17 protein-coding genes are annotated in these 26,204 nt (G+C 67.7%); 10 read left to right on the top strand and 7 right to left on the bottom strand.

From position 1 onward, the window contains the following. Positions 1–33 precede the first annotated feature (33 nt). From ACXJLH_RS06950 to ACXJLH_RS06910, 9 genes are read left to right on the top strand one after another with little or no spacing between them, the layout of a single operon-like run. Positions 34–2,154 (top strand): bifunctional rhamnulose-1-phosphate aldolase/short-chain dehydrogenase, encoded by a 2,121-nt coding sequence (locus ACXJLH_RS06950; protein ID WP_457443117.1) that lies wholly within the window; start codon positions 34–36, stop codon positions 2,152–2,154. 21 nt (positions 2,155–2,175) lie between these two features. Further along, entirely contained in the window at positions 2,176–3,474 is a 1,299-nt protein-coding gene (rhaI, locus tag ACXJLH_RS06945) for an L-rhamnose catabolism isomerase (RefSeq protein WP_457443115.1), read from the top strand. 1 nt (position 3,475) lies between these two features. Beyond that, a complete protein-coding gene (locus ACXJLH_RS06940; protein WP_457443113.1) occupies positions 3,476–4,843 on the top strand; it encodes a glycoside hydrolase family 28 protein in 1,368 nt (455 codons plus the stop codon). 14 nt (positions 4,844–4,857) lie between these two features. After that, positions 4,858–5,178 (top strand): L-rhamnose mutarotase, encoded by a 321-nt coding sequence (locus tag ACXJLH_RS06935; RefSeq protein WP_457323298.1) that lies wholly within the window; start codon positions 4,858–4,860, stop codon positions 5,176–5,178. Positions 5,179–5,190: 12 nt separating this feature from the next. Continuing rightward, entirely contained in the window at positions 5,191–7,023 is a 1,833-nt protein-coding gene (locus tag ACXJLH_RS06930; protein ID WP_457443111.1) for a glycoside hydrolase family 2 protein, read from the top strand. Beyond that, positions 7,020–9,953, top strand: coding sequence for a glycoside hydrolase family 2 protein (locus ACXJLH_RS06925; protein WP_457443109.1), 2,934 nt, complete (start codon positions 7,020–7,022; stop codon positions 9,951–9,953). Before ACXJLH_RS06930 ends, ACXJLH_RS06925 begins: the two co-directional genes overlap by 4 nt. A gap of 3 nt (positions 9,954–9,956) precedes the next feature. Continuing rightward, positions 9,957–10,973: a glycoside hydrolase family 43 protein gene (locus tag ACXJLH_RS06920; RefSeq protein ID WP_457443108.1), complete on the top strand. Its 1,017-nt coding sequence runs from the start codon at positions 9,957–9,959 to the stop codon at positions 10,971–10,973. Continuing rightward, complete coding sequence (locus ACXJLH_RS06915) at positions 10,970–11,749, top strand: alpha/beta hydrolase (protein WP_457443106.1); 780 nt, start codon at positions 10,970–10,972, stop codon at positions 11,747–11,749. Before ACXJLH_RS06920 ends, ACXJLH_RS06915 begins: the two co-directional genes overlap by 4 nt. Positions 11,750–11,781: 32 nt before the next feature. After that, positions 11,782–12,636 (top strand): hypothetical protein, encoded by an 855-nt coding sequence (locus ACXJLH_RS06910; protein ID WP_457443104.1) that lies wholly within the window; start codon positions 11,782–11,784, stop codon positions 12,634–12,636. Positions 12,637–12,700: 64 nt separating this feature from the next. On the opposite strand, the gene ACXJLH_RS06905 is transcribed toward ACXJLH_RS06910, so the two are convergent. The 7 genes from ACXJLH_RS06905 to ACXJLH_RS06875 form a co-directional block, all read right to left on the bottom strand. Next, positions 12,701–13,213, bottom strand: a complete 513-nt coding sequence (locus tag ACXJLH_RS06905; RefSeq protein ID WP_457443102.1) for a hypothetical protein — start codon at positions 13,211–13,213, stop codon at positions 12,701–12,703. 9 nt (positions 13,214–13,222) lie between these two features. Further along, positions 13,223–14,194 carry a family 43 glycosylhydrolase gene (locus ACXJLH_RS06900; RefSeq protein WP_457443100.1) on the bottom strand — a complete coding sequence of 324 codons (972 nt, stop codon included), beginning with the start codon at positions 14,192–14,194 and terminating at the stop codon, positions 13,223–13,225. After that, positions 14,191–16,614, bottom strand: a complete 2,424-nt coding sequence (locus ACXJLH_RS06895) for a glycosyl hydrolase 115 family protein (RefSeq protein ID WP_457443098.1) — start codon at positions 16,612–16,614, stop codon at positions 14,191–14,193. Before ACXJLH_RS06895 ends, ACXJLH_RS06900 begins: the two co-directional genes overlap by 4 nt. Beyond that, positions 16,614–17,600 (bottom strand): hypothetical protein, encoded by a 987-nt coding sequence (locus ACXJLH_RS06890; RefSeq protein WP_457443096.1) that lies wholly within the window; start codon positions 17,598–17,600, stop codon positions 16,614–16,616. The genes ACXJLH_RS06895 and ACXJLH_RS06890 overlap by 1 nt, the downstream gene beginning before the upstream one ends. After that, positions 17,597–19,429 carry a rhamnogalacturonan lyase gene (locus tag ACXJLH_RS06885; RefSeq protein ID WP_457443094.1) on the bottom strand — a complete coding sequence of 611 codons (1,833 nt, stop codon included), beginning with the start codon at positions 19,427–19,429 and terminating at the stop codon, positions 17,597–17,599. The genes ACXJLH_RS06890 and ACXJLH_RS06885 overlap by 4 nt, the downstream gene beginning before the upstream one ends. Before the next feature lie 95 nt (positions 19,430–19,524). After that, on the bottom strand, positions 19,525–22,665 hold the full coding sequence (locus tag ACXJLH_RS06880) for a TonB-dependent receptor (RefSeq protein ID WP_457443092.1): 3,141 nt from the start codon (positions 22,663–22,665) through the stop codon (positions 19,525–19,527). Between the two features lie 379 nt (positions 22,666–23,044). Then, positions 23,045–24,397 carry a hypothetical protein gene (locus ACXJLH_RS06875; RefSeq protein WP_457443090.1) on the bottom strand — a complete coding sequence of 451 codons (1,353 nt, stop codon included), beginning with the start codon at positions 24,395–24,397 and terminating at the stop codon, positions 23,045–23,047. 120 nt (positions 24,398–24,517) lie between these two features. On the opposite strand from ACXJLH_RS06875, the gene ACXJLH_RS06870 reads away from it, so the two are divergent. Beyond that, entirely contained in the window at positions 24,518–26,164 is a 1,647-nt protein-coding gene (locus ACXJLH_RS06870; protein ID WP_457443088.1) for a rhamnogalacturonan acetylesterase, read from the top strand. The last annotated feature ends 40 nt before the right edge of the window (positions 26,165–26,204 follow it).

Below are 26,204 nucleotides of genomic sequence, written 5' to 3'. Positions count from 1 at the left end.
GAGATGAATGACGGACTGAATACAGGCAAGCTGATGACTGCAAATTCCCAAACTCCCGCCAAATTCTCAGATACGGCTCCCATCATCTCCAAGTGGGACGATGCCGTGGCAGCCAGGCTGAGCGAACCCGAACTGCTGCTCTACCGCTCCAATCTGCTGGGCTCCGATTTGCGCGTGACGAATTTCGGCGGCGGCAATACCTCGGCCAAGGTTCTGATGCGCGACCACCTGACCGGCGCGGATGTCGAGGTGCTGTGGGTCAAGGGCTCGGGCGGCGATTTGGGGTCCATCAAGCTGGATGGTTTCTCCACGCTCTATATGGACAAGCTGCAGGCGCTTAAGCAACGTTATCGCGGCCTGGAACATGAAGACGAGATGGTGGATTACCTGCCGCACTGCACCTTCAATCTGAATCCGCGAGCGGCGAGTATCGATACGCCTTTGCACGCCTATATCCCGAAGGCGCATGTCGACCACATGCACCCTGACGCCATCATCGCCATCGCCGCCTGTGCCGATAGCCGCCGCCTGACCGAAGTGATCTTCGGCGGCCAGCTGGGCTGGCTGCCCTGGCAGCGCCCCGGCTACGACCTGGGCCTCAAACTCGAAGCCCTGGCCACGTCGCAGCCGAACCTGAAGGGCATCATCCTGGAAGGCCACGGCCTGTTCACCTGGGGCGACACGGCCAAGAGCTGCTACGAGATCACGCTGGAGATGATCCGCCTGGCCGAGCAGTGGCTGGCCGAGAACATCAAGCAGCCGGTGTTCGGCGGCGTCAAGACCATCACCCTGCCCGCCGAAGAGCGCGCAGCCCTCGCCGCCAAGCTGATGCCCGCGCTGCGCGGCCGCATCAGCGCCAGCGAACGCAAGCTGGGCGACTTCAACGACAGCGCCGCGGTGCTGGAGTTCGTCGGCAGCAAGGACCTGGCCGCCCTGGCCGCTCTGGGCACGTCCTGCCCCGACCACTTCCTGCGCACCAAGATCCGCCCGCTGGTGCTGGACTTCGACCCGGCCAGGCCCGACGTCGACGCGCTGCTGGCCGGCCTGGACAAGGCGCTGGAAGACTACCGCGCCGACTACGTGGCCTATTACGAGCGCTGCAAGCGCGCCAACAGCCCGGCCGTGCGCGATGCCAACCCCATCATCTACCTGATCCCCGGCGTGGGCATGCTGTCCTTCGCCAAGGACAAGGCCACGGCCCGCATCGCCGGCGAGTTCTACGTCAACGCCATCAACGTGATGCGCGGTGCGAACGGCGTCGACAAATACGTCGGCCTGCCCGAGCAGGAAGCCTTTGATATCGAGTACTGGCTGCTTGAAGAAGCCAAGCTGCAGCGCATGCCCAAGCCCAAGAGCCTGGCCGGCCGCGTGGCCCTGGTGACCGGCGGCGCCGGCGGCATCGGCCAGGCGGTGGCACGCCAGCTGCTGCAGGAAGGCGCCTGCGTGATGCTGACCGACATCGACGCCGAGGCGCTGGAAGAAGCCCGCCAGAACCTGCTGAAGGCTGGCGGCAAGGACAACGTGGCCGCCGTGCGCGGTGACATCACGTCCGAGGCCGAAGTGGAAGCGCTGCTGTCAGCCACGGCGCTGCGCTTTGGCGGCCTGGACATCCTCGTTTCCAACGCCGGCATCGCCTCTGCCGCGCCGCTGGAAGACACCACGCTGGAGATCTGGAACCGCAACCAGAACATCCTCGTCACCGGCTACTTCCTGGTCAGCCGCGGTGCCTTCCGCCTGATGAAGCAGCAGAAGATCGGCGGCAGCATGGTGTTCGTGGCCAGCAAGAACGGCCTCGTCGCGTCCGCCGGCGCCTCGGCCTATTGCACGGCCAAGGCGGCCGAGATCCACCTGGCCCGCTGCGTGGCGCTGGAAGGCGCGCCCATCGGCGTGCGCGTCAACGTCGTCAACCCCGACGCCGTCATCCGCGGCTCGCGCATCTGGGACGGCAAGTGGAAGGAAGAGCGCGCCGCGTCCAACAAGATCGAGACCGACAACATCGAAGAGTTCTACCGCCAGCGCAGCATGCTCAAGCTCAGCGTGCTGCCCGAGGACATCGCCGAGGCGGTGTACTTCATGGCAAGCGACAAGTCGGGCAAGAGCACGGGTAACGTCCTCAACGTTGACGCGGGCAACGCCGCCGCATTTACTCGTTGACACGGCGGCCAGGAGACAACCATGACAACCAACATCATCGACACGGCCCAGGTCGAGCAGCACAACGCCAGCCAGCGCACCACGCTGCAGGCCGACTACGACGCGCTGGGCGGCATGCTGTCCCGCCGCGGCGTGGACATCGAGGCGCTGACGGCCACGGCCCAGACCTTCGCTGTCGCCCTGCCCAGCTGGGGCGTGGGCACCGGTGGCACGCGCTTCGCGCGCTTCCCCGGCAAGGGCGAGCCGCGTGACGTGACCGAGAAGCTGGAGGACTGCGCCGTCATCCACCAGCTGACGCGCGCCACGCCCACCGTGTCGCTGCACTTCCCCTGGGACAGGCCGAGCGACCCCAAGGCCCTGCGCCAGCAGGCCGACAGCTTGGGCCTGAGCTTTGACGCGGTGAACTCCAACACCTTCCAGGACCAGCCCGGCCAGGCCCAAAGCTACAAGTACGGCAGCCTGACCGCGCAAAGCCAGGCCGCCCGCGAGCAGGCCGTGGCGCACAACATCGACTGCATCGAGCTGGGCAAGACACTGGGCTCCAAGGGCCTGACGGTGTGGGTCGGCGACGGCGCCAACTTCCCCGGCCAGCACAACCTGCGCGGTTCGCTGGAGCGCTACCTGGACAGCGCCAAGGGCATCTACGCCGCGCTGCCGGACGACTGGCTGATGTACATCGAGCACAAGCTGTTCGAGCCAGCGTTCTACTGCACCGTCATCGCCGACTGGGGCACCAGCTTCGCGGCCGCGCAAACGCTGGGCGACAAGGCCAAGTGCCTGGTGGATCTGGGCCACCACGCGCCCAACACCAACATCGAAATGATCGTGGCGCGCCTGGCCCAGTTCGGCAAGCTCGGCGGCTTCCACTTCAACGACAGCAAGTACGGCGACGACGACCTGGACTCGGGCTCCATCGACCCCTTCCAGCTCTTCCTTGTCTTCAACGAACTGGCCGATGCGGCATCGCGCGACGGCAGCGCCTTCAAGCCCGCCTACATGCTGGACCAGTCGCACAACGTGACCGACCCCATCGAGAGCCTGATGAGCAGCGCGGTGGAAGTGCAGCGCGCCTTCGTGCAGGCCGCGCTGGTGGACCGCAAGGCGCTGGCCGGCTTCCAGGAAGCCAACGATGCGCTGCAGTCCGCACAGGCGCTGAAGAAGGCCTTCCGCACCGACGTCAGCCCCATCCTCGCCATGGCCCGCCTGCGTGCCGGCGGCGCGATCGACCCGGTCGCGGCTTACCGCGCAAGCGGCTACCGCGAGAAGGCTGCGGTCAAGCGCCCGCCCAAGGCGGGCGCTTCGGGCAGCGGCATCGTCTGAGGTGGATGCCAAGGCCTTTGGCGCGCGCGGTGACGGCCTCACGCTCGACACGCGGGCGCTGCAGGCCGCCATTGATGCCGCGGCGCTGCAGCGCACGACGCTGCGAATCCCGCCCGGCACCTACCTGACGGGTTCGCTCTTCCTGAAAAGCGGCATGACGCTGCGGCTGGATCGCGGCGCCACGCTGCTGGGCTCGCGCAACCTGGCCGACTACCCACTGCTGGCCACTCGCGTTTCAGGCATCGAGATGCGCTGGCCGGCGGCGTTGGTCAACATCTACGGCGAGCATGACGTCGGCCTTGTCGGCGAAGGCTGCATCGACGGCGATGGCCAGGTCTTCTGGGACAGCTACTGGGCCTTACGCGCGCTCTACGAGCCGCGCGGCCTGCGCTGGGCGTCGGACTACGACGCACAGCGCCCTCGCCTGATCCAGGTCTTCGAGGCGGCCCGCATCCACATTGGCGACGGCCTGCTGCTGCGCCGTTCGGGCTTCTGGACGCTGCACCTCTGCTATTCGGAGGATGTCAGCGTCGACGCCATCACCATCCGCAACAACGACGGCGACGCACGCGGCCCGTCCACCGACGGCATCGACATCGACTCCTCCCGCCGCGTCACCATCCGCCGCGCCGACATCGCCGTCAACGATGACGCCCTGGTGCTGAAGGCCGGCCGCGACGCCGACGGCCTGCGCGTCGCGCGGCCCTGCGAAGACATCAGCATCAGCGACTGCATCATCCGCGAGGGCGCCGCGGGCTTGACCTTCGGCAGCGAGACCTCGGGCGGTTTTCGGCGCATCACGGCGGGGCGCATCGAGGTCCACGCGCCGGTGCCCGTGGGCCTGCTGTTCAAGTCCGCACCCAGCCGCGGCGGCTTCATCGAGGGCGCGACGATCAGCGATCTCGTTCTGCACGAGGTACCCACCGCGCTGCGCGTGACGATGAACTGGAACCCCGCCTTCAGCTGCGCCCGCATCCCCGCCGCCGAGCGTGCCGGCGCACCCGCGCACTGGCTCAACCTGGCCACGCCGGTGCCCGCCGAGCAGGGCCGTGTGCAGGTGAACGGTGTGCGCATCGAGCGCCTCAAGGCGCGCGGCGCGGCAGTCGCCTTCGAGGTCGACGCCTATGCCGAGACGCCGCTGCGGGGCTTCCACTTCACGGGGCTGGACATCGAGGCGCAACGCGGCGGCCATGTGCTGGACGCCGTGGACTGGCGCTTTGCGGACAGCCGCATGTCGCTGGGCGAGCCCATCGCCGTCGGCGCGGGTATCGAACTCACCGGCTTGGGCAGCGCCTGCTGGAGACATGATCCCGCCCTGCGCCGCCGCGACGTGTCGGCCCTGCCGATGGCGGAGCAGGACGTTCAATAAGAAGGAGACAAGCGATGAGCGACGAGACCCTGGCCTTCAAGATGCAGCTCAAGCCCGGCGTCGTGCCGGAGTACAAGCGCCGCCACGACGAGCTCTGGCCCGACCTGGCCGCGGCCCTGCGCGAAGCCGGCATCCACGACTACTGGATCTTTCTCGACGAAGCCACGCTGTCCCTCTTTGCCGTGCTCAAGCGCAAGCCAGGCACCGCCTTCGACGCCCTGCCCCAGCAGCCCGTCATGCGCCGCTGGTGGGACTACATGGCCGACCTGATGGAGGTCGAGCCCGACAACAAGCCGCGCCAGTGGCCGCTGCAGCCCCTCTTCCACTTCAATTGAAGGCGGGTCGTCATGCGCACCTGGATCACCCTCGCCCTGGCCTGGGCCCTCGCCCTACCGACGCTCGCCGCCGACTCGCTGCGCCCATCCCTGCTGCTGACGGCCCGCGCCGCCGACCAGGATCTGTCGGGCCGCTGGACCTATTCCAAGGACCTCTACCGCACTGGTTTCACCGACATCAACGGCTGGCCCGCCAAGCCGCGCATGCAGCGCTTTCGTGACGTTGACGTGGCCGCGGCCGAGGCCAAAGGCGGCGCGGGCTTCTTCGAATACGACCTCGACCGCGCGCCGACGATGGAGCTCCCAGGCGCCTGGAACTCGGCGGTTCCCGAGCTACGCTATTTCGACGGGCTGATGTGGTTCCAGCGCCGCTTTGATGCGCCCATCCAGGCCGGCCGGCGCAGCTTCCTGCGCTTCGAGGCCGTCAACTACCGCAGCACCATCTTCCTGAACGGCCAAGAGGTCGGCAAGCATGAAGGCGGCTTCACGCCCTTTGTCGTCGAGGTTACTCAGGCCCTGCGCGAGACGGGCAACCGCCTGGTCGTCGGCGTCGATTCCAAGCACGACGCCCAGACCATTCCGGCCGAGATCACCGACTGGGATCTGTATGGCGGCATCACGCGGCCGGTCAAGCTGTTCCAGACGCCAGCCACCTTCATCGACGACGCCACGCTGCGCCTGACCGAGGCCGGCCGCATCGTCGGCAGCCTGCAGCTCAACGGCCCGCAGCCGGCCAACCAGGCCGTGAGCCTGCGCATAGGCGCGTTGAACCTCACGCTGCGGGCCCGCACAGACGCGAACGGCGAAGCCCGCTTCGACACTGCCGCGCCGGCGGGGCTCAAGCGCTGGTCGCCCGAGTCGCCGACGCTTTACGACGTCGAGTTCGAGGCCGGCGGTGACCACGTGCGCGACCGCATGGGCTTTCGGACCATCGCCGTGCGCGGCAGCGACATCCTTTTGAACGGCCAGCCCATCACGCTGCGCGGCATCTCCATCCACGAGGAGGAGATCGGCCCCAACCCGGCTCGCCGCATTGACGAAGCCGCCGCGCGCCGCCTGCTCGGCGAGGTGAAGAATGGCCTGCACGGCAACTACGTGCGCCTGTCCCACTACCCCCACAACGAGACCATGCTGCGCGTGGCCGACGAGATCGGCCTGCTGGTCTGGAGCGAGATCCCCGTCTACTGGAGCATCGACTGGGACACGCCCGCCGTGCTGGACAAGGCCCGCCGCATGCAGGCCGAGACCATCTACCGCGACCGCAACCGCGCGGCGTTGATCCTGTGGAGCATTGGCAACGAGACGCCGGTGGCCGAGAACCGCACGCGCTTCCACACCGCCCTGGCCGAGACCGTGCGCGCTCTGGACGCCAGCCGCCTTGTCAGCGCGGCCCTGCTCGTCGAGCGCAAAGGTGACACCATCCATATCGCCGACCCGCTGCTGTCGCAACTCGACGTCATCGCCGTCAACACCTATGCCGGTTGGTATGGCGACGACACGCTGGACGCAGTGCGCAAGCTGCGCTGGGATGTGCCTGCGACCAAGCCGCTGCTGTTCTCCGAGTTCGGCGCCGACGCCTTCGCGGGCTTCCGCGACCCAGCCTTGAGACCGAAGTTCTCCGAGGACTACCAGGCCGACTACTACCGCGCCACGCTGGCGATGGCCGCCAAGGTGCCCACGCTGCGTGGCCTGTCACCTTGGGTGTTGAAGGACTTCCGCTCGCCGCGCCGCGAGCACCCGGTCTACCAGAACGGCTGGAACCGCAAGGGCCTGATCTCCGAGACCGGGCAGCGCAAGCTAGCGTTTGAGGTCCTGGCCGAGCATTACAAGGCGCAGGCGAAATGAAGCGATGGCTGGCCGCTCTCGCCTTGGCAGCGGCGGCACTGTCGGCCCAAGCCGCCCGCGAAACCTACAACTTCAACCCCGGCTGGCGCTTGCATGTCGGCGACGCGCCGGGCGCCGAAAGCACGACATTCGACGACGCCAGCTGGAAGCCCGTCACCCTGCCCCGCGCCTGGAATGAAGACGACGCCTTCGCCAAGGACATCGTCGACCACAGCACCGGCATCGCCTGGTACCGCAAGCGCTTCACGCTGCCCGCCGACGTCGCCACCCGCAAGGTCTTCATCGAGTTCGAAGGCGCCCGCCAGGCCGCCGAGGTCTGGGTCAACGGCCAGCGCATCGGCCTGCATGAGAACGGCGTCACCGCCTTCGGCTTCGACCTGAGTCAGGCCGTGAAACCCGGCGACAACCTCATCGCCGTGCGCACCGACAACCGCTGGGACTACCGCGAGCAGGCGACCAACCAGCGCTATCAGTGGGCTGACCGCAACTTCAACGCCAACTACGGTGGCCTGCCCAAGAACCTGCGGCTGCACCTCACCGACAGGCTCTACCAGACGCTGCCACTGCTCTCCAACCTCGGCACGACCGGCGTCTACATCTATGCCAAGGATTTCGACCAGAAGGCGGCCCGCGCCACCATCACTGCTGAAGCCCAGGTACGCAACGAGCACGCCCGGCCGCGTCGCTTTAGCTATGAGGTGACGCTGCGCGAGCCGGGCGGCCGCGTCATCGCGACGTTCAAGGCGCCCACTCAAACCATTCCTGCCGGCACCACCACCACCGTCGGCGCCAAGGCGCCGGTGGCCGGCCTGCAGTTCTGGAGCTGGGGCCATGGCGCCCTCTACGACGTGGAGACCACGCTGAGTGTGGACGGCAAGCCGGTCGACAAGGTCGTCACGCGCACGGGCTTCCGCCAGACCGAGTTTGCCCGCGGCATGGTCAAGCTCAACGGCCGCGTCATCCAGCTCAAGGGCTATGCCCAGCGCACGAGCAACGAGTGGCCGGCCATCGGCCTGTCGGTACCACCCTGGCTCAGCGACTACAGCAACGGCCAGATGCTGGCCAGCAATGCCAACTTCGTGCGCTGGATGCACACCGCGCCGTGGAAGCAGGACGTCGAATCGCTGGACCGCGTAGGCCTGATGCAGGCCATGCCCGCGGGCGACTCCGAGGCCGACGTGACCGGCCGGCGCTGGGAGCAGCGCATGGAGGCCATGCGCGACGCCATCGTCTACTTCCGCAACAGCCCCAGCATCCTCATGTACGAGTCGGGCAACCGCGGCGTCAGCGCCGAGCACATGCGCGAGATGGCCGCGCTGCGCGATCGCTTCGACCCGAACGGTGGCCGCGCCGCTGGCAGCCGCGAGATGCTGTCCCAAGCGCTGCAGGACGTGGCCGAGTACGGCGGCGAAATGCTCTACGTCAACAAGAGCGCGCGGCGGCCGATGTGGGCCATGGAGTACTCGCGCGACGAGGGCGCCCGCAAGTTCTGGGACGAGCTCTCGCCGCCTTTTCACCGCGACGGCGACGGCCCCGAGCACAAGGGCCAGAGCGCTGCGGCCTACAACCGCAACCAGGATTCCCACGCACTGGAAGACGTGCGCCGCTGGGTGGACTTCTGGCGCGAGCGGCCGGGCACCGGCATGCGCGTGTCGTCGGGCGGCGTCAACATCATCTTCAGCGACAGCAACACCCACCACCGCGGCGCCGAGAACTATCGCCGCAGCGGCGAGGTGGATGCGATGCGCATTCCCAAGGATGGCTTCTTCGCGCACCAGGTGGTTTGGGACGGCTGGGTCGATATCGAGCAGCCGCGAGCCCATCTGCTCGGCCACTGGAACTACACGGCCGGCACGCTCAAGACGGTCATCGTCATCTCCAGCGCGCGACGCGTGCAGCTGACGCTGAATGGCAGGGCTTTCAGTGAAGGCGAGGCGAGCGAGCCCTTCATCTTCCGGTTCGATGGTGTGCACTTCGAGCCCGGAGAGCTGCGTGCGGTGGGCTTGGACAAGGACGGCAACAAGGTCTGCGAAGACGTGCGCATCACAGCCGGCGCGCCCGCTGCGCTGAAGCTGGCGGCGCGGACGCACCCGCAAGGCCTGCAGGCCGATGGCGCCGACCTGGCGCTGGTGCAGGTCGAAGTGGTGGACGCTGCCGGCCGCCGCAACCCCATCGCGCTGGACACGGTGAAGTTCACGCTGGACGGTCCTGCCGAGTGGCGTGGCGGCATTGCGCAGGGGCCGGGCAACTTCGTGCTGGCGCGCGAGTTGCCGGTGGAAGGCGGCGTCAACCGCGTGCTGGTGCGCAGCACGACGGACGCGGGCGTCATCCGGCTGCGCGCCGAGGCGCCCGGCCTGGCTCCGGCCACGCTGGAACTGCGTTCACAGCCCGTGCCCGTCATCGGCGGCTTGAGCACCCGCTTCCCTGCGGACGGCCTGGCGCCGCAATCCACACGGGGAACGACGCCGGCCACACCTTCCTTTACGGCAAGCCGCCTGGCCGTTGCCGTCGCATCTGTCGAGGCCGACAGCGGCACACCCGGCCAGGCCATTGACGACGACGAGTCGACCTCGTGGACCAGCGAGTCCGGCAAGGGTGCCATCCGCTTCAAGCTGGCCGAGCCGGCCACGCTGACCGAGATCACGCTCAAGCTCGGCGGCTGGCGCGAGCGGCGCTACCCGCTGCGCGTCAGTGTCGACGGCACTGAGGTCTGGCGCGGCCTGACCGAGCGCAGCCTGGGCTATGTGACGCTGCCGCTCAAGCCCCAGCGCGGCCAGACGGTCGGCATCGAGCTGGCCGGTGAGGCCGAAGGCGGCACCGAAACGGCGAATACCGAAGTCGCCAACCAGAAAATCGTCGACACCGGCGCCAGCCGCCTCGGCCGCGGCGTGCTGTCCATCGTCGAGGCCGAGTTCTACCGCCTGCCCTGAACCATGTCTGCTGCAAACCTCACCCGCCGCCAGCTGCTGACCACTGCACTGCTCGCCACGGCCCTGCCCGCCGGCGCCCAGCCCACATCCTGGCCCAACCCGTTGGTCGCCCAGCGCGCCGACCCGCAGATCCTGCGCCGCGGCGATTGGGTCTACCTGATGGCCACGGTGCCCGAATACGACCGGCTGGAGCTGCGCCGCGCGCGCAGCATTGCTGGCCTCGCCACTGCCGAGCCGAAAGTGATCTGGCGCCGGCACGAGCAGGGCCCGATGAGCCACCACATCTGGGCGCCCGAGCTGCACTTCATCGACAACCGCTGGTTCATCTACTTCAGCGCCGGTGAAGCGAAGGAGCCGTGGAAGATCCGCCTGTGGGTACTCGAGAACGCGTCGCCCGACCCCATGCAGGGCGACTGGACCGAGCGCGGGCAGATCAGGACGCAGTGGGAGACGTTCACGCTGGACGCGACCGTCTTCGAGCATCGCGGCCGGCGCTACATGGCCTGGGCCCAGACCGACCCGGCGAAGAAGAACCACAGCACCGACATCTTCATCTCAAGCATGAAGAGCCCGACCGAACTGCAAGGCCCGCAGGTGCGGCTGAGCCAGCCCGACTACGCCTGGGAGAAGGTGCGCCACTTCGTCAACGAGGCGCCGGCTGCGCTCATCCACGGCGGCCGCGTCTTCATGACCTACTCGGCCGCCGGCACCGGCGCCGAGTACTGCCTGGGCCTGCTGTGGGCCGACGAGAACGCTGACCTGTTGGACGCGAAGAACTGGCGCAAGTCGCCCGGCCCGGTGTTCACCAGCAGCCCGGAGAACGGCATTTACGGCCCCGGCCACAACAGCTTCGTCACCGAGCCGGATGGCAGCGTGCTGAACGTCTTCCATGCCCGCAACTACCGCGACGTCGTCGGCGACCCGCTGAAGGACACCGGTCGCGCGACGCGCGTACAGCCGCTGGCGTTCACGGCCGACGGCATGCCGGACTTCGGCCTGCCGCTGCCCGAGAAACGATGAACCTCATTGCTCTGTCGGCCGGCGCGCCGAATGTGTTCGACGGCGAATCGCCCGACCGCATCTGCCGCCGCCCGACGCGGGCCGAGCTGCACGCCTATCCGTCGCCCTCACCGGCGCGCGGCCGTGCCCTCGTCTATGCCGGCGGCGGCTACCTGCAGCTGATGCACAACAAGGAAGGTGTCGAGATCGCGCGATGGCTGAACACGCTGGGGCTGGACGCCCATGTGCTGATGCATCGCCTGCCCGGTCAGGACGGCCAGCCCTTCGACATCGCGCTGCAGGACGGTCTGCTCGCGCTGGATCACCTCGCCACGCTGCCGCCGCTGCCGCTGCTGCACGTGGGCCTCTCCTCCGGCGGCCATCTGGCCGGCGTCATGGCCTGCCAGCGGGAATCGGCGGGCGCCGTCATCGCCTACGCTCCCCTCAACGCCAACCATCGCGACCACAAGTTTCCTGCGGCCAAGCCCGACTTCCTGCCGCCCGAGAAACAGGCCTTCTACGACGCCTGGCCCATCGGCATTGCCAGCCAGCCCCACGGCCTGCCGCGCTGCCCGGTGTTCCTGGCCTATGCGCTGCACGACCCCGTCGTGCCCGTCGCCCATGCACTCAACCTGATCGCCGCGGCCCAGCAACACCGGCTCGACGTCGAGGCCCATGTCTTCCCGCAGGCCGAACACGGCTTCGCGCTGCGGGAACTGGCCGGCACGCAGGATCAATGGCCAGCGCTGGCAGCCCGCTGGATGGGCGAGAAACTGGGCAACCCAAACTTCGCCTAACCTTGCGCGCTTGTCGGGGCAACAAAGCAAGCATGCTGCAAGAGATCAATACCTGGGCTGACTACCGTTCCAAGCTGCGCGAGTTCGACGCCGTGCTCGAACATGGCAAGGCGGTTTCCGCGGCCCTGACCGGCCAGCCCCTCTCGGCTGTGCATGTCAGCTATGGCGAACAGATCTTCGCCAAGCTGCTGTCCCACGGCATCGCCTTGCGCCGGCTGGCGCCTGACCCCACCCAGCAGCCGCCTCTCGATCTGTGGGATCTGCCGTCCATGAGCGCCCTGGCGCGCTGCGTCATCGAGGCCCATGACGCCTTTGAGTACATCGCGGGTCATCAAGTGCCGGACTCGGAACGCAGCTTCCGCATCCGGCTCTGGGAACTGCATGACGCCACACGCCGCTTGAAGATCCTGGGCGGCATCGCTTCGACGGACCCGGCCATCACCGGCATCCTGGCCGACGCGGCGCGGCTCCAGCTGGCGCTGGAAGCGCACGAATACATGGCTTCGCTGCCGGCTGTGCCACAAGCGGAATTGCGCCTGCGACTGCGGCGCAGCGACCCGCCGGACTTTCATCTGAGCCGCCGCCAGCGCTGTGCCATGAGTGGCGTCGACGCCGATTGGCACAAGTCGGTCACGATGCAACTCGCGCAGCACGCGCTCACGCTGCCGTTCTCCGTCCACCAGTTGCACCAGTTCCAGGCGGGTACGCCCCAGGCGCTCCGCCTGATGGCCATGCCGCTGCTCTTCGCCCTGCCCTTCCTGGTTCGCGCCACCCAGGCCATGGACCTGCTCACGCCCGGGCGCGTCCCCAAGCCGCCAAGCCGCACGGCTCGCACCATGACGGTGTGGCGCACCCTGGCCGAGCGAGGCACGAGAGAGATCGGATGAGCCGCTGGCTAAAGGTACTGCTGCTCTGGATGACCCGTCTGCAGCGGCGATAGCGAGCGGGCCATCAATCCCGCAGTACCGCCTGCAGGCGTTCGGCCAACTGGGCACGCTTGGCGTCCGAGCCGGCATTCGCCAGCGCACGCCGGGCCGCGGCCCTGGCCTCGTCGGCGCGGCCGACGGCCAGCAGCGCCTCGGCCTGCGCGGTGTTCAGCAGCCAGTCATCGGGCAGGGCGGCCAGCGACGGCGCCAGCACCTTCAGCGCCCGCCCGGTCTCCGCCAGGCGCAGCAGCCGGTCCGCCAAAAAGTAGCGCGCCACCTTCACGCTGGGCTGCGAGTCCCCTTGCCCCAGCGCCAGTTCTGCCGCCAGCGCCAGTTCGGATTGGGCGACGGCATCGGCCAGACGGCCGGCACCGTCCATCACGGCCGCCAGCTGGCCGTGCAGGTCGGCGACACCCGCCTGCCCGCCGGCTGCGGCGATGGCTCGGACAAAGCAGGCCTCGGCCGCGTCGAGGCGCCCGGCCTCCCAATGCTCGCGGGCCTGCCGCGCCAGCGCGTTGATCGATTCATCAGTGTTCATCGCTCCCCCTCAGCGCTTCGCGGCGCGCTGCGGGAAGTCGCCCACGCCTTGCTCCGTGCGCTCCACCTTGCGGATCGTGCCGTCGTCATTGAAGTGCAGGTACTCCGCCGCCACGTGCCGCTGCTTCTTTGCACAGGCCGCACCGGAGACGTCCAGCCAGCGGTGATAGAACAGCAGCCACTGGCCTTTGTACTGGACGATGGAGTGGTGGTTGTTGCCGCCCTCGGCGTCCATGATGACGCCGCGGTAGGTCCACGGGCCTTTGGGCGAGGTGCCCGTGTAGTAGGTCAGGATGCGGTTGTGCTCGGGCATGGTGAAGTAGTACAGGCCGTTGCGCTTGAACACCCACGGGCCTTCCATCGGCGGCTCGTAGCCGCCCATGTCCATCTTCTGCAGTTCGCCCTTGATGCTGCGCATGTCGTCAGCCATCTCCGCCACCAGGTAGTTGACACCTGATGTGCGGCTGTAGAGGTAGGCGCGGCCGTCGTCGTCGACGAACAGCACCGGGTCATTGGCGTAGGGCTTGCGCCACAACGGCGCGCCGATCATGTCCTTGAAGGGGCCGGCGGGCGAGTCGCTCTCGGCGATGCCGATGCCCATCCACTTGGTGCTGTTCTTCGGGTTCTGGCGGTCCTTGACGCCGGTGCCGGCGGGGAAGACGAGGTAGTACCTGCCGTTCTTGTAGGCCGCGTCGGGCGCCCAGGCGTAGTCGTCAGCCCACTTCAGGTCCTTGACCGACAGCACCGCGCCGTGGTTCGTCCAGTTGACGAGGTCGGTGGACGAGAAGGCGGTCCAGTCCTTCATGTGGAAGTCGGCCTGGCATTCCTCGTCGTGCGAGGTGTAGAGCCACAGGCGGCCGTCGGGCCAGACATGGCCGGAGGGGTCGGCGGTGCGCAGGTCCTTGCCGAGGGCCAGCGGGTTCTGGGCTTGTGCGATCGGTGCGGCAAGCAGGGCGGCGAGCGCGAAGGATGCGAGTTTCATGGATTGCCTTTGCAGGCGCCGGGCAGCAGCTCCGCGCCATCGAACATCAGGTCGCGCTGGCCAGCCCTGAGCTGCAGGCGCAGCGGGCTGGTGCGCTCGGGCAGCGTCAACGACGCGGTGATGCGGTTGGCCAGCACGCCCTGGCCCCAGGCGACGTCTTGTAGGCCACGCGGCCAGCGCAGCGCGTGGATCTGGCCGTCGAAAAGTACATCGGCCTGCCAGGGCTCCCCGGTGGCGAGCGGATAGGTCGGCAGCAAGTGGACGCGCAGGCAGGCCGCGTCGCTCGCCGTCGCCTGCAGCGTCAACACCGCGCCGGGCTGTCGCGCGACGAGCACGCCGTCGCCGCGGCCCAGGCCGGGTACGCGGCGCCAGCCTTCGGCGGCGGTGACGCGCAGCAGCGGCGCGATGGGCTCGATGAGAGGCAACGGGGCGAGGTCGGCCGATGCGCGGGCCAGGTCCCGCAGTGCGTCGGGCGCGCTACCGCCCAGGCCCGCCGCCGGCAGCAACGGCGCCTGCTGGCGGCAGCTGGTCCACAAGCCGTCGGCCGGTTCCTCGGCCAGGATGCCCGCCCAGCGGCCAGTGTTGTAGCGGGCGGTCAGGGCCTTGAGGCGCTGGTCGGCGCGCACGGCCTGCGCAGCGATGGTCCGGGCGCCGGCCGGATCGCGCTCCATCGTCGCGGCGTAGCGCTCCAGCGCGAAGAAGCGCTCATTGGCCAGCGCCGAGGCGCGCAGCGGGTACTCGACGAGCTGGAAGAAGCCGTCGCGCTGCGCGGCGGCGATGCGCGGGCGCACGGCGTCGAGCGCGGCCAGCAGTTGGGCGAAGCGCGTCAGACGCTCGTTGACGGCTGCCGCCGTGAGGCCGCTGCGCTTCACGCGTTCGCCCGGCAGATGGAACTGCAGATGCTCGGGCCGGCGCTCGAAGTTGACGCGGTAGTAGCCGTCCCAGATGTCGGCAATCTCGGCGATGCCGAACAGCCGCTGGGCCAGATCGCGCAGGTAGCCGCCTTGCCCCTGCGCGCGCACGGTAGCCGGGTTCCAGGCCAGGTCGAACCAGTGGCTGAGGTTGACCTCGTGCGGCTTGATGTCGCCGGCGTTGGCGATCCACAGCCGCTGCGCGCCGGCATCGAAGGCGCGGCCCATTTCTTCGGCGACGAGTGCGGGCGGCGTGGTGGACAGCCACAGATAGGACAGCGGCGCGCCGAGATAACTCAGGTGGTAGTACACGCCCGAGCCGCCTGAGCGCTTGGTCTGCTCCGCGTCGGGGAACTGGCGGATGTAGCCGAAGTTGTCGTCGGGCCAGACCAGCGTCACGTCGTCGGGCAGGGCCAGCCCGGGCAGCAAAGGCAGCACTTCCTTGTAGGGCACGAAGACCTGGGGCAGCGTCACCGGGTCGCCTACGTGCTTTGCCAGCAGCTCTCGTTGGTCGGCCAGCAAGCGGTTCAGCAGCGCCTGCTTCTCGGCCACCGTGCCGCCGCCCTGCATGCCGGAGTCGTGGATGCCGCGCATGCCCAGCGTGTAGAGGTTGTCGAAGCGGCCATTCGTCTTCAGCCGCTCGGCCCAGTAGTCGCGCACCTGTTCGGGATGAGTTGCGTAGTTGTACTGCTCGGCCGGCGCCTTCCACTCGGCGACGTTGTTGCGCAGCATCGGCTCCGCGTGGGATGAGCCCATGACGATGCCATAGCGCTGCGCGAGCTCGGCATTGCGCGGATCGGCGTTGAAGGCGCCCGAGACTTGGTGCATGGCCGGCCACAGCGTGTTGGCCTTCAGGCGCAGCAGCAGGCGGAAGACCTGCTCGTAGGTGCGCGGGCCAATCGTGCGGGCCTCGGGCTCGAAGGTGCGAGAGGCCCAGGGGAAGAGGCCCCAGTCCTCGTCGTTGATGAAGAGGCCGCGGTATTTCACGGCGGGACCGTCGTGCAGCAGCAGCTCGGTCAGGCTGACATGCAATGGCCCGCGCTTGAGCGGCGCGACGTCGGCCCACCAGTGCCAGGGCGACACGCCCAGCGCCTGGCTCAGCGTGTAGACCCCGTAGGCCGTGCCGCGGCGGTCGGCGCCAGCGATGACGAGGGCGGCCTTCACACCAGGCTTCGGGTTGCGCAGCAGTGCGATCTGGAAACACTCCCAGCAGCCCTTGAGCTTGCTGAGGTCCAGACCGGCGGCGTCAATGGCTGCATGGCCGCCCACGGTGCCGACCCAGATCTGCACGGCGCCCTTGCCGCCGACGCTGGCTTGCAGGCCCACGCGCTTCAGGTCATCCGCGAGGTCTCGGGCGACGAAGGCTTCGAGCGGATCGGCATCCGGCGCGGCGATGATGACGGCGCCGTCGAGCGGCACGCTGCCCGGCGTGGCCTTGGTTGCAACGTTGAGCCCGGCTTGCGCAGCGCCAGCCAGACTGATCCACAGACCCAGCAGCAGCGCGCGCATCAGCGGGCCTTGAATGCAGACCGCAGATCGGGCGGCGGCGCGTTGCGGTCCAAAGTCAGCCAGCCGTCTTGCAGCTTCATCTCCGCGACCTGGATGACGGTGCGCTGGTGCCAGCGGTCGTCCGCCTTCGCTTCGGGCTCGCCGCTCTGGTGCGTGAAGTAGAAGAGGTAAGCCCGGCCGTCGACAACGGTGACGCCCGGGTGCTGGCCCTTCGCGCGGTCGGTGGGATGCTCGCCGATGCCGGCCAGCAGTCGCGTGGGCTGCTCCTGCCAGTGCTCGGCGTCGTCGGAGCGCAGCACCAGCAGGCCCTTCCACAGGTCGGCCACCAGCCACCATTTGCCGGCGAACTGGAACACCGTCGGCCCCTCACCGGGCAGCGGGCTGACCGGGCCGCGCACGGTCCACGTCTTCATGTCGGGGCTGTCAGCCACCGTGAGCTTGCTGCCGGCCTGCTCGTCCTTGAACCACATGCGCCAGCCGCCCTGCGGCGCGCGGATGACGGACGCGTCGATGACCTTGGGCGAGCCCAGCTCCACGCGGCCGGCGCAGGTCCAGCTGCGCAGGTCGGTGCTGGTCAGGTGCTCGATGCGCCGCTCGCCCGTCCAGCTCTTGTGCACGCCGGGCACGATGGTGAGCCACAGGTGGTACACGCCGTCGAAGTCCTGGATCTCGGGCGCCCACAGCGTGGCGCCGGTGCACTCGGCAGGGAACTTCGCCTCGCCCGACGCGCGCCAGCGGTTGCCGTCGTCCGTCGTCGCGATGCCGATGGGCGTGGCGTGCACCCAGGTCACGTCCTTGGGGTCGTCCAGCCGCAGCGTCGCGCGGCGGTTGGTGTAGAACATCTCCCAGCGCTTCAGGCCGCGGTTGAAGACGAGCGACACGTCGGCCGCGCCGTCCAGCACCGGGTCGCGGTAGAGCGGCCGCGGCGCAGGTTCCATGCTGACGCAGCCGGCCAGCGCAACAAGCAACAGCGCGACCAGCCTCATGGCGTGGTGATGGGCAGGTAGCGCGGCGGCTTCATCCCGTGGCCGAGGTGGAAGCTGGTGTGCGGCGGCTGGTTGTAGCCGGCGTTCTGCGCGGCCACCTGCACGCGGTATTGCGGGTCGTGCATCAGCGTGACGAGGCGGTGCTCAGTCGGCACGGCCGTCGAGAAGACCAGCAGGGCCGTGCTGTCCTCGTTGCGCCAGACGACTTCCTCGCGCCAGTCGCCGAACAGGTCGGCCGACAACACCGGGTTGCCCTTGGTGCCGTTGTTGGACGCCGCACCAAACTTCTTGCCGTTCAGCACGTTCTCGAACTTGAAGCTGGCAGGGTTCCACTTGTCGATGGCGACGTGGTCCAGTGACTCGCGCAGCAGATCGCCGTCCCACCAGATGGCGAAGTTGTAGCGGTTGGGGTGCTGCTCGCTGATGAGCTTGCCGCCAGCGCTCATCAGGCCGCCGACAGAGCCCCAGCATTCGGCGCCGGGGTAGGCCGGGTCGATGTCGAAGCAGACACCGCGGCCTACGTCGGTGTTCTTGCCGGACATGCTCCACAGCAGCTTGCCGGTGGCGGCGTCGTGCATCTCCAGCCCATGCTCGCCGTAGCAGCGCGGAGTCTCGTGGACCATGAAAACTTGCTGGCCCTCGCGCGCCGGGTCGAAGGCGCTGACGTGCAGCGCGTCGCCGTGGCACAGGCCGGTGCTGTAGAGCAGCTTGCCGGTGCCGGAGATGGTGGCAGCGCCGTAGATGATGTCGTCCAGGCCGTCGCCGTTGACGTCGGCCACCGAGAACCAATGCGCGCCCTGGCCCGCAGCGGGCTTGCTCGCAGCATCCGCGTCGCTGTCGAACACCCACCGCTGAGTCAGCTTGCCATCGCGCCAGTCCCAGGCGGCCAGCACGGCGCGGGTGTAGTAGCCGCGCGAGAACACCGCGCTGGGGCGCTGGCCATCCAGGTAGGCCACGCCGGCCAGGAAGCGGTCGACGCGATTGCCGTAGGCATCGCCCCAGGCGGCCACGTCACCGCGTGGCGGTGTGTAGTCCGCAGTGGCCATGGCAGCGCCGGTCAAGCCGTTGAACACGGTCAGGAACTCGGGGCCGGCCAGCACATAGCCCGCCTCGTTGCGGTAATCGGCCTTGGCGTCGCCAATCACCTTGCCCGCACCATCCACCGTGCCATCGGCCGTCTTCATCATGAGCTCGGCCTTGCCGTCACCATCGAAGTCGTAGGCGAGGAAGCTGGTGTAGTGGGCGCCGGCGCGGATGTTCTGGCCAAGGTCGATGCGCCACAGCCGCGTGCCGTCGAGCTTGTAGGCGTCCAGCAGCGTGTGCCCTGTGTGGCCCTTGTGCGAGTTGTCATGCGCGTTGGTAGGCTGCCATTTCACGACGAGTTCGTATTGGCCGTCGCCGTCGAGGTCGGCCGCTGCGCCGTCGTTGGCCTCGTAGCGGTAGGCCACGCCGTCGGGCGTCACGCCGCCTTCGGGCTTTTGCAGCGGCACACGCAGATAGGGCTGGCTCCACGGGGCCACCGCCGCGCTGGCCGGCAATTCGTGACCGTCGACGACGGCACGCACGCTGTAGAGGCTGTCGCTGCGGCCTTGCGCGTCCACCAGGTTGGTCAGCGCCTGCGGCTCGTGGTTGATGCGCTTGCCATCGCGGTAGACATTGAAACGCACCCCGGCTGGCTCGGTGCCCAACAGGCGCCAGCTGATGAAGACCCCGGACGAAGTCGTCAACGCAACGACGCCGCGATCAAGCCTCTCCATCTGCCTGGGCTGTGCTTGAGCTGCGCCGGCCAACAACAGGCAGCAGACGAGGAGATGGCGCAGAAGACTCATGGTGGCGGTCAAAAAAAGCGGCCCCAGCGGAGGCGGGGGCCGGTGCGCGATCAGCGCAACACAGAGGCCATGCCGGCCCGGGAGTCCAATTCAGGTCAGAGCTTGTAGCCCAGTGTGACGTAGTAGCGGCGGCCCGACCAGGCCAGCTCGTTGGGCCGGCCCAGGTCGCCGGCATAGGTCAGCTCGGCCTGGTTGGTCAGGTTCTTGGCTTCCAGAGCCAGCGTGAAGTTCTTCGTTGCCTTCCACTGGATCTTGGCGTCCAGGTAGCCGGTCTTGTCGCTGAAGTTGGGATTGCCCGACACGTCGTTGCCGCCGGTGTAGTACTTGTCGCGATAAGCGTAGGCCAGGCGCGCGTTGAAGTTGCCGTCGTCGTACCACAGGCCCAGGTTGTAGGAATTCTTCGACATGCCTGGGTAAGGAAGAACCGAGTTGTCCAGCGGGCTGATGAGTTCGTTGCCCTTGGCGTAGCTGAACGCCATGCGCGTGTAGTTGGCATCCACGCCGAAGTTGCCCAGCCAGCCCGGCAGGAAGGACAAGGCCGTGCGGCCCGCCAGCTCGATGCCCTGCGTCTTGGCACCCTCGCCGTTGACGGCCTGGGTCACGTCGAACAGCCGACCGTCGCCGTAGAAGTTCACGCTCGGCCGGTAGACGCCGGTACGCACATAGGTGCCGATCTCGGTGCGGAAGGTGGCCAGGCTGACCTGCGTGTCGCGGCTGGGGTAGTACTCCACGCTCAGGTCGTACTTGGTGGCGCGGTAGGGCTTGAGTTCCGGGTTGCCGGCCGTGCAGTCGTCGGTGCCGTCACCGCCGCGCGCCGGGTCGCCGCTGCCGGTCGTGCAGGTGACGTTGGGCGCCAGCAGATTGATCGCCGGACGGGCCATCACCTTGGCCGCACCACCGCGGACCAGCAGCTTGCCGTTGATCAGCTGCAACGTGGCGTTCAGGCTGGGCAGCACGTCGCTGTAGCTGTTGCTGATGGACACCACCTTGTTCGTGTTCACGAGCGGCGAGCAGGTCGACACCGTGGCCGGGTTGCAGGTACGGTCCGTCTGCAGGCCGGTCGAGGTCACGTCGGTGCGGGTGTAGCGCACACCGACATTGCCATCCAGCGGCAGGCCGAGGATCTCGGTGCCCCAGTCCAGCCGCACGTAACCCGCCTTGACCTTCTCGGTGATGTCGAAGGCCGGGATCTGCGGATAGGTCTTGCCGTCGTTGCCAGGCGTCGAGTACAGGTATTTGTGGCTGAAGTCGCTGGTGTCGAAGATGCCCGAGGCCACCGTGGCGGCATAGTTCGGCGCCGTCCAGTTGGCGGGTACGCCGGAGACGTCGCCATAGCCGCCCATGAAGGTGCCGGGCGACTTGGTGCGGATCGCGTTGACGATCTCCTGCATGCGCGCGCCGGTCACGTACGCCGTCTTGTAGCCGCTGTTGATGTAGGTCTGCGCGTCGTTGGGGCGTTGCGCCGTGCCGGTGTAGAGCGGGTCCCAGATGAAGGTCTGGTTGACGTTGGCCGTGCGGGCATTGATGTCCACCGCCTCGTCGGTGGCGGTCAGGCTGCCGTTGTTCTGCACCAGGTAGCCGCCACCGTTGTACTGGCGCGAACTGGACTCGCGCGCCTGGCCGCCGAACCACAGGCTCTGGAAGAGGTTGTGGTCGAAGTTGTACTGGAAGTCCAGCTTGCCCTGGCGCTCGGCGTTCTTCGTGGCCGACGGCCGGTACTGCAGCTGCGCCTGCACATAGGACGACGCGTTGTCCGGGCTGTAGGCCGTCGGGAACGTGAACTGCGGCAGGTGGCTGCCGTCGAGCTTGACGACCAGGCCCGGCGCGTTCTGCGTCAGCACGATGTTGTTGCTCTCGCTCTTGTAGTCCGACTTGGAGTCGCCCAGCAGCCCTTCGACGCGCCAGCTGTTGTTCTTGAACTTGAAGCCGGCGGTGGTGTACTTGGACTCGATGTCCAGCGCGAAGTCGCGCGCCGACGTGCTGAACGCGCCCTGGCCGCCCTGGCCCGCCACGTTCAGGCAGTTGCCCACGGTGAACTGCGTGACGTGGTGGTTCTCCACCACCATGCCGGCCGGCGTGGTGGCGGTGGGCGCCGCGACGCAGGTGCCGGCAGTCTGCACCGTGGCGTCGGCGCGGTAGACCGGCGCATTGCCCGGCGAAGCCAGCCGCGTCACCGCCGAGAAGTCGGTGCCGTAGTTCATGTCGTTGAGCCGCTGGGCCTGCGTGTTGGCCTGGTAGCTCACGTAGGCGTCCAGCTCCCTGGTGAACTGGTATTGCGCCGTCACCTCGGCGGAGCTGCGCTTGTGGTCGCGGGTCCAGATGCCGTAGCGCGAGATGCGCGGCGAGTAGTCGAACCACTGGCTGCGGCAAGGCGCCTGGTCAGCGGCAGCCAGGCTGCTGCAGCCGGCCGACGTGGTGACAGCCGCCGCATTGGCGTTCAGGCTGGTGATGGTCTTGTCGGCCGAGAAGTCCCAGTCGCGCAGGAAGGCCCAGGAGGTGTTGCGGGAGAAGTCACCGCGCGTGTAGATCTTGTCGTAGACCAGGTTGGCCATGAGGCCGAGCTTGCCGTCCAGGAATTTGTCGGCCAGCAGCAGCGTGCCGCGCGGCTGCATGCCGCCGCGCAGACTGCCCTGCTCGGCCGCCAACGTACCAGCGATGGTGCGCTTGGTGAAGTCGAGCGGCTTGCGCGTCGTGATGCGCACGGTGCCGCCGATGCCGCCTTCGGTCAGGTCGGCCGTGGAGCCCTTGATGACGTCGATGGAGGAAATCAGCTCCGACGCCAGCTCGCGCAACTCGGCCCCGCGGCCCGCGCCGCCGTTGGTACCGAGCACCGACATGCCGTTGATCTCGACGCGGTTCAGGTCGGGCTCGACACCGCGGATGGACACCTGCGAGCCTTCGCCGAACTGGCGCGACAGCTGCACGCCGGTGATGCGCGACAACGCCTCGCCGACGTTCTTGTCCGGGAACTGGTCGATGTCTTCCGCAACGATGCTGTCGCTGACGGTCGACGCATTCTTCTTGCGGTCGATGGCGCTCTGGATGGAGCGGCGGATGCCGGTGACGGTGACCGTGTCGAGCTGCTGGGCCTTGGCGGCAGCCGCTGGCGCGGATGCGGCTTCGGCCGGCGCGGCGGGTTGCTGGGCGTGTGCCTGGCCCGCCAGCGTTGCCGAGATTGCCAGGGCGAGCGGCGTCCAACGCAAAACCGGTGTGCCGCCGTGAATCTTCTTCAGCATTTTGTCTGTCTCCGAAAATATCAACCGGGGAGAACTCGAAAAGGCTCTCTTTATTGCCCCGAAGACAGTCTAGGGGCCGGTTTTGCGCTGTGTTCACACGCCGGCAAAGAATCACGACCGTGATTGCTTTGACTCCGCGAAAACCCTTGAAAAGTGCAGGCTTCGCTCAAAATTTTGATTATCCGGCCTGCCTGTTGAGCGCGCGACGGCCCAATGGTGAGCGATGCGCTCGCGGCGACAGCCGCCTGTCCGGCGGTTTGAGCGTTAGGCAATATGGCGCCTGATTTTCAATATCAACAAACCCGCCAGCGGCAGGCTCGTTCGAATTTGTCGAATATCAGTATTTGAATATTGGCGTCAAACCCATCACCGCACAATCTCAGGGCTTGCGCTCCAGCCAAGCCTGGGGCACCGGCACGATGCAGATATTCATCTCGCGTCCGTCGGCGGCGAGCATGGCGGACTGGATCTCGATCTTCCTGCCATCCGGGCTGAAGGTCGGATGCGGGTGGTCACGCGCCGTCGTCTTGTGGCCGGTGGTCAGCAGAATCATTTCGCGCGTCTTGCGATCGATCAGGTAGAGGCTGCGGCTGAAGTCATCGCCGACCGCAAAGCGCCCATCGGGTGAACCATGCACATGCCACAGGCCACTGCCCGAGGGCGTCTGCCCAGCAATCGTCATCTCCCGCGTGCGCAGGTTGACGATGGCCAGGCCGGTCGGCTTCTCACGCGTGCCGGCGTCGCCCCAGGCGGCGTCCTGCCCGGGGTTGGCGCCGCCCACGTCAGTGGCGGCCGGACGGTTCGGATCAACGACGCCGGGAATGGCGCGGTGGCCCATGATGGCCAGCGCCACCTCGTCCTTGCCGATGAAGGCTTCGTGCGTGACCCATTCATAAGGCGCTTCCGGGTAGAGGGGGCGCAGGCCGGTGCCGTCGCCCTTGACCGTCCAGGTCCGCTGCGGCGACTTGCCGCCCGTCTCCCAGCTGAACACCAGCTCACTCGGGTTCCAGCTGTTGCTCTGGATGTGGCCGATCTGGAAGGGCACCGAGACGACGTGGCGGATCTCGCCCGTCTGCACATTGATCTTGCCGATGGCATGCGGGCCGGCGCCCATGCCGCGTGGGCCGAAGGGCGGCTCGATCTTGATGCCGGCGGGCAGCCGCGCCCCAGCGTAGGCCTTGCCCTGGATGCGGAAGTAGAACCACTGGCCGTCGGCGTCGAGCGCGTTGTCGCCGAACGCCTCCAGTTCAGCCGGCAGCGTACCGATGACGCGCTGGTAGCTGCTGGCCGGCTTGATCATGCCGGCGCGGCTGTCGGCGAAGACGCGGTCCAGGTCCACCTTGATGGCCTGCATGGCCTTGGGGGCACCCTTCCTGTCGGGCCGCAGGAAATAGAGCTTGTTGCCGCCCGACTGCGCGAGGTTGAGCATGCCGTCATAGCCGCCCTCGGTGACCTGCACCATCTCGCCACTGGCCTCGTTGACGGCGATGGCCTCGCCTTTGACACGAGCCGAGCGGAACACCAGCCACTGGCCGTCGGCCGTCCACTGCGGATGGCTGGGGTAGATCTTCGAGTCGCCCCGCGGCTGTGTGGTCAGGAAGGTCAGCGGCACGCCGGTGACGGGGTCGGGCACGATGCGCTTCTCGGAGGGAAAGCGCTGGCCGATCTGGGCCCAGGTGGACGCCGTGGCCAACAGCAGGCACAGCAGCAGGAAAGTCTTGCGAAGCGACATGAGGGAGGCCCGGTAGAAGTGGCGCGACTCTAGGACCGGCTCTGTTGCGCGATGTTGCTGCGCCTCAATCGCTCAAGAACTTGCGCCGTCCTGGCCCGGCCTGCTCCTAGCATGCGCGCCATGATCCGCACGCTCATCGCCTTGCTCTCACTGTTCGCCTTGCCCCTGACACAGGCCCAGACCTTCACCGCCAGCACCGACCCCGCCCGCGCCCAGGTCAAGCTGCCCGAGCCAACCAAGCCCGAACTGCCGTCGCTGATCCTCATCGGCGATTCGACAGTGCGCAACGGTCAGGACGACGGCCAGGGCAAGGGAGCCGAAGGTCAGTGGGGCTGGGGCAACCCGATCGCCGCCTACTTCGACACGAACAAGATCAACGTCGTCAACCGCGCTGTGGGCGGCCTCTCCAGCCGCACCTACCGCAGCAGCGGCCATTGGGACCGCACCAAGCCTTTCATCAAGCGCGGCGATTGGGTCGTCATGCAGTTCGGCCATAACGATGCCAGCCCGGTCAATGACAACAGCCGCGCCCGCGGCGTGTTGCGCGGCACCGGACCGGAGAAGGAAGACATCGACAACCAGCTGACCGGCAAGCCGGAAACCGTCTACACCTACGGCGCCTACCTGCGTGGCTACATCGCCGAGATCCGCGCGGCCGGCGCCACACCCGTCATCTGCTCCCCAGTGATCCGCAAGCGCTGGGAGGCGGATGGTGTGAGGGTGACGCGCGCCGGCGGTAATTTCGCGGCTTGGGCCGCCGAGGTCGCCAGGCAGGAGGGCGTGGCCTTCATCGACCTCAACGAATGGGGCGCGTTGCGCTATGAGGCGCTCGGCAAGGCCACGGTCGAGAAGCTCTTCCCTGTCGACACGCCGCAGGAGACCGTACACACCAACTGGCTTGGCGCGGCGGTCAATGCGCAGCTCGTCATCGCCGGGCTGATCCAGAACAAGGTGCTGCCGGACGCCGTCTACACCCGCCGCTTCGCGCCCGACGGCTCGGACGACCGGCCCGTCGTCGACGCCCGCAAGGTCAAGGTCGAAGCACCTCGCGATCCCAAGCTGCCCAGCCTCGTGCTGATTGGCGACTCCACCGTGCGCAGCGGCGGCCAGAACGGCGCCTATGGCTGGGGTGAGCGACTCGCACCCTTCTTCGACACCCAGCGCATCAACATCGTCAACAACGCCATCGGCGGCCGCAGCAGCCGCACCTTCTTCACCGAAGGCCGCTGGGCCTCGGTGCTGGAGCAACTTAAGGCGGGCGACACGCTGCTGATCCAGTTCGGCCACAACGACGGCGCCCGCATCGGCGACCCGGCTGGCAAGAACCGCGGCTCGGTGCCCGGCATCGGCCCGGAGGCGGTCGAGGACACGCGGCCTGACGGCAGCAAGGAGATGGTGCAGAGCTTCGGCTGGTACCTGGCCCGCTACATCAACGATGCGAAGGCCAAGGGAGCCCATGTCGTCGTGCTGTCGCCCATCCCGCACAAGGACCGCTGGCAGACGGGCCAGCCGCGCGACTTCGAGAACTACGCCGCCTGGGGCGAGCAAGTGGCACACGAGAACGGCGCCCAGTTCATCGACCTGACGATGCTGGTGACCGAGGCCTATCGCGTCATCGGCGCCGAGCGCGTCGACGCCTATTTTTCCGACGCCCGCACCCATACCAATGACGCCGGCGCCGTGTTCAACGCCACGCGCGTCGTCGAGGGCCTGAAGCGCCTGCCGGGCAAGCCGCTGCAGGCCTATCTGCGCGAGCCCACGCTGTGATCTTTCGCGACTGCTTGCCAGCCTCAAAAAACTTCGCTTA

It is taken from the genome of Roseateles sp. P5_E4 (assembly GCF_054049255.1).
The sequence above is the reverse complement of the archived record's forward strand: the minus strand, read 5'-3'. Positions and strand labels throughout refer to the sequence as shown.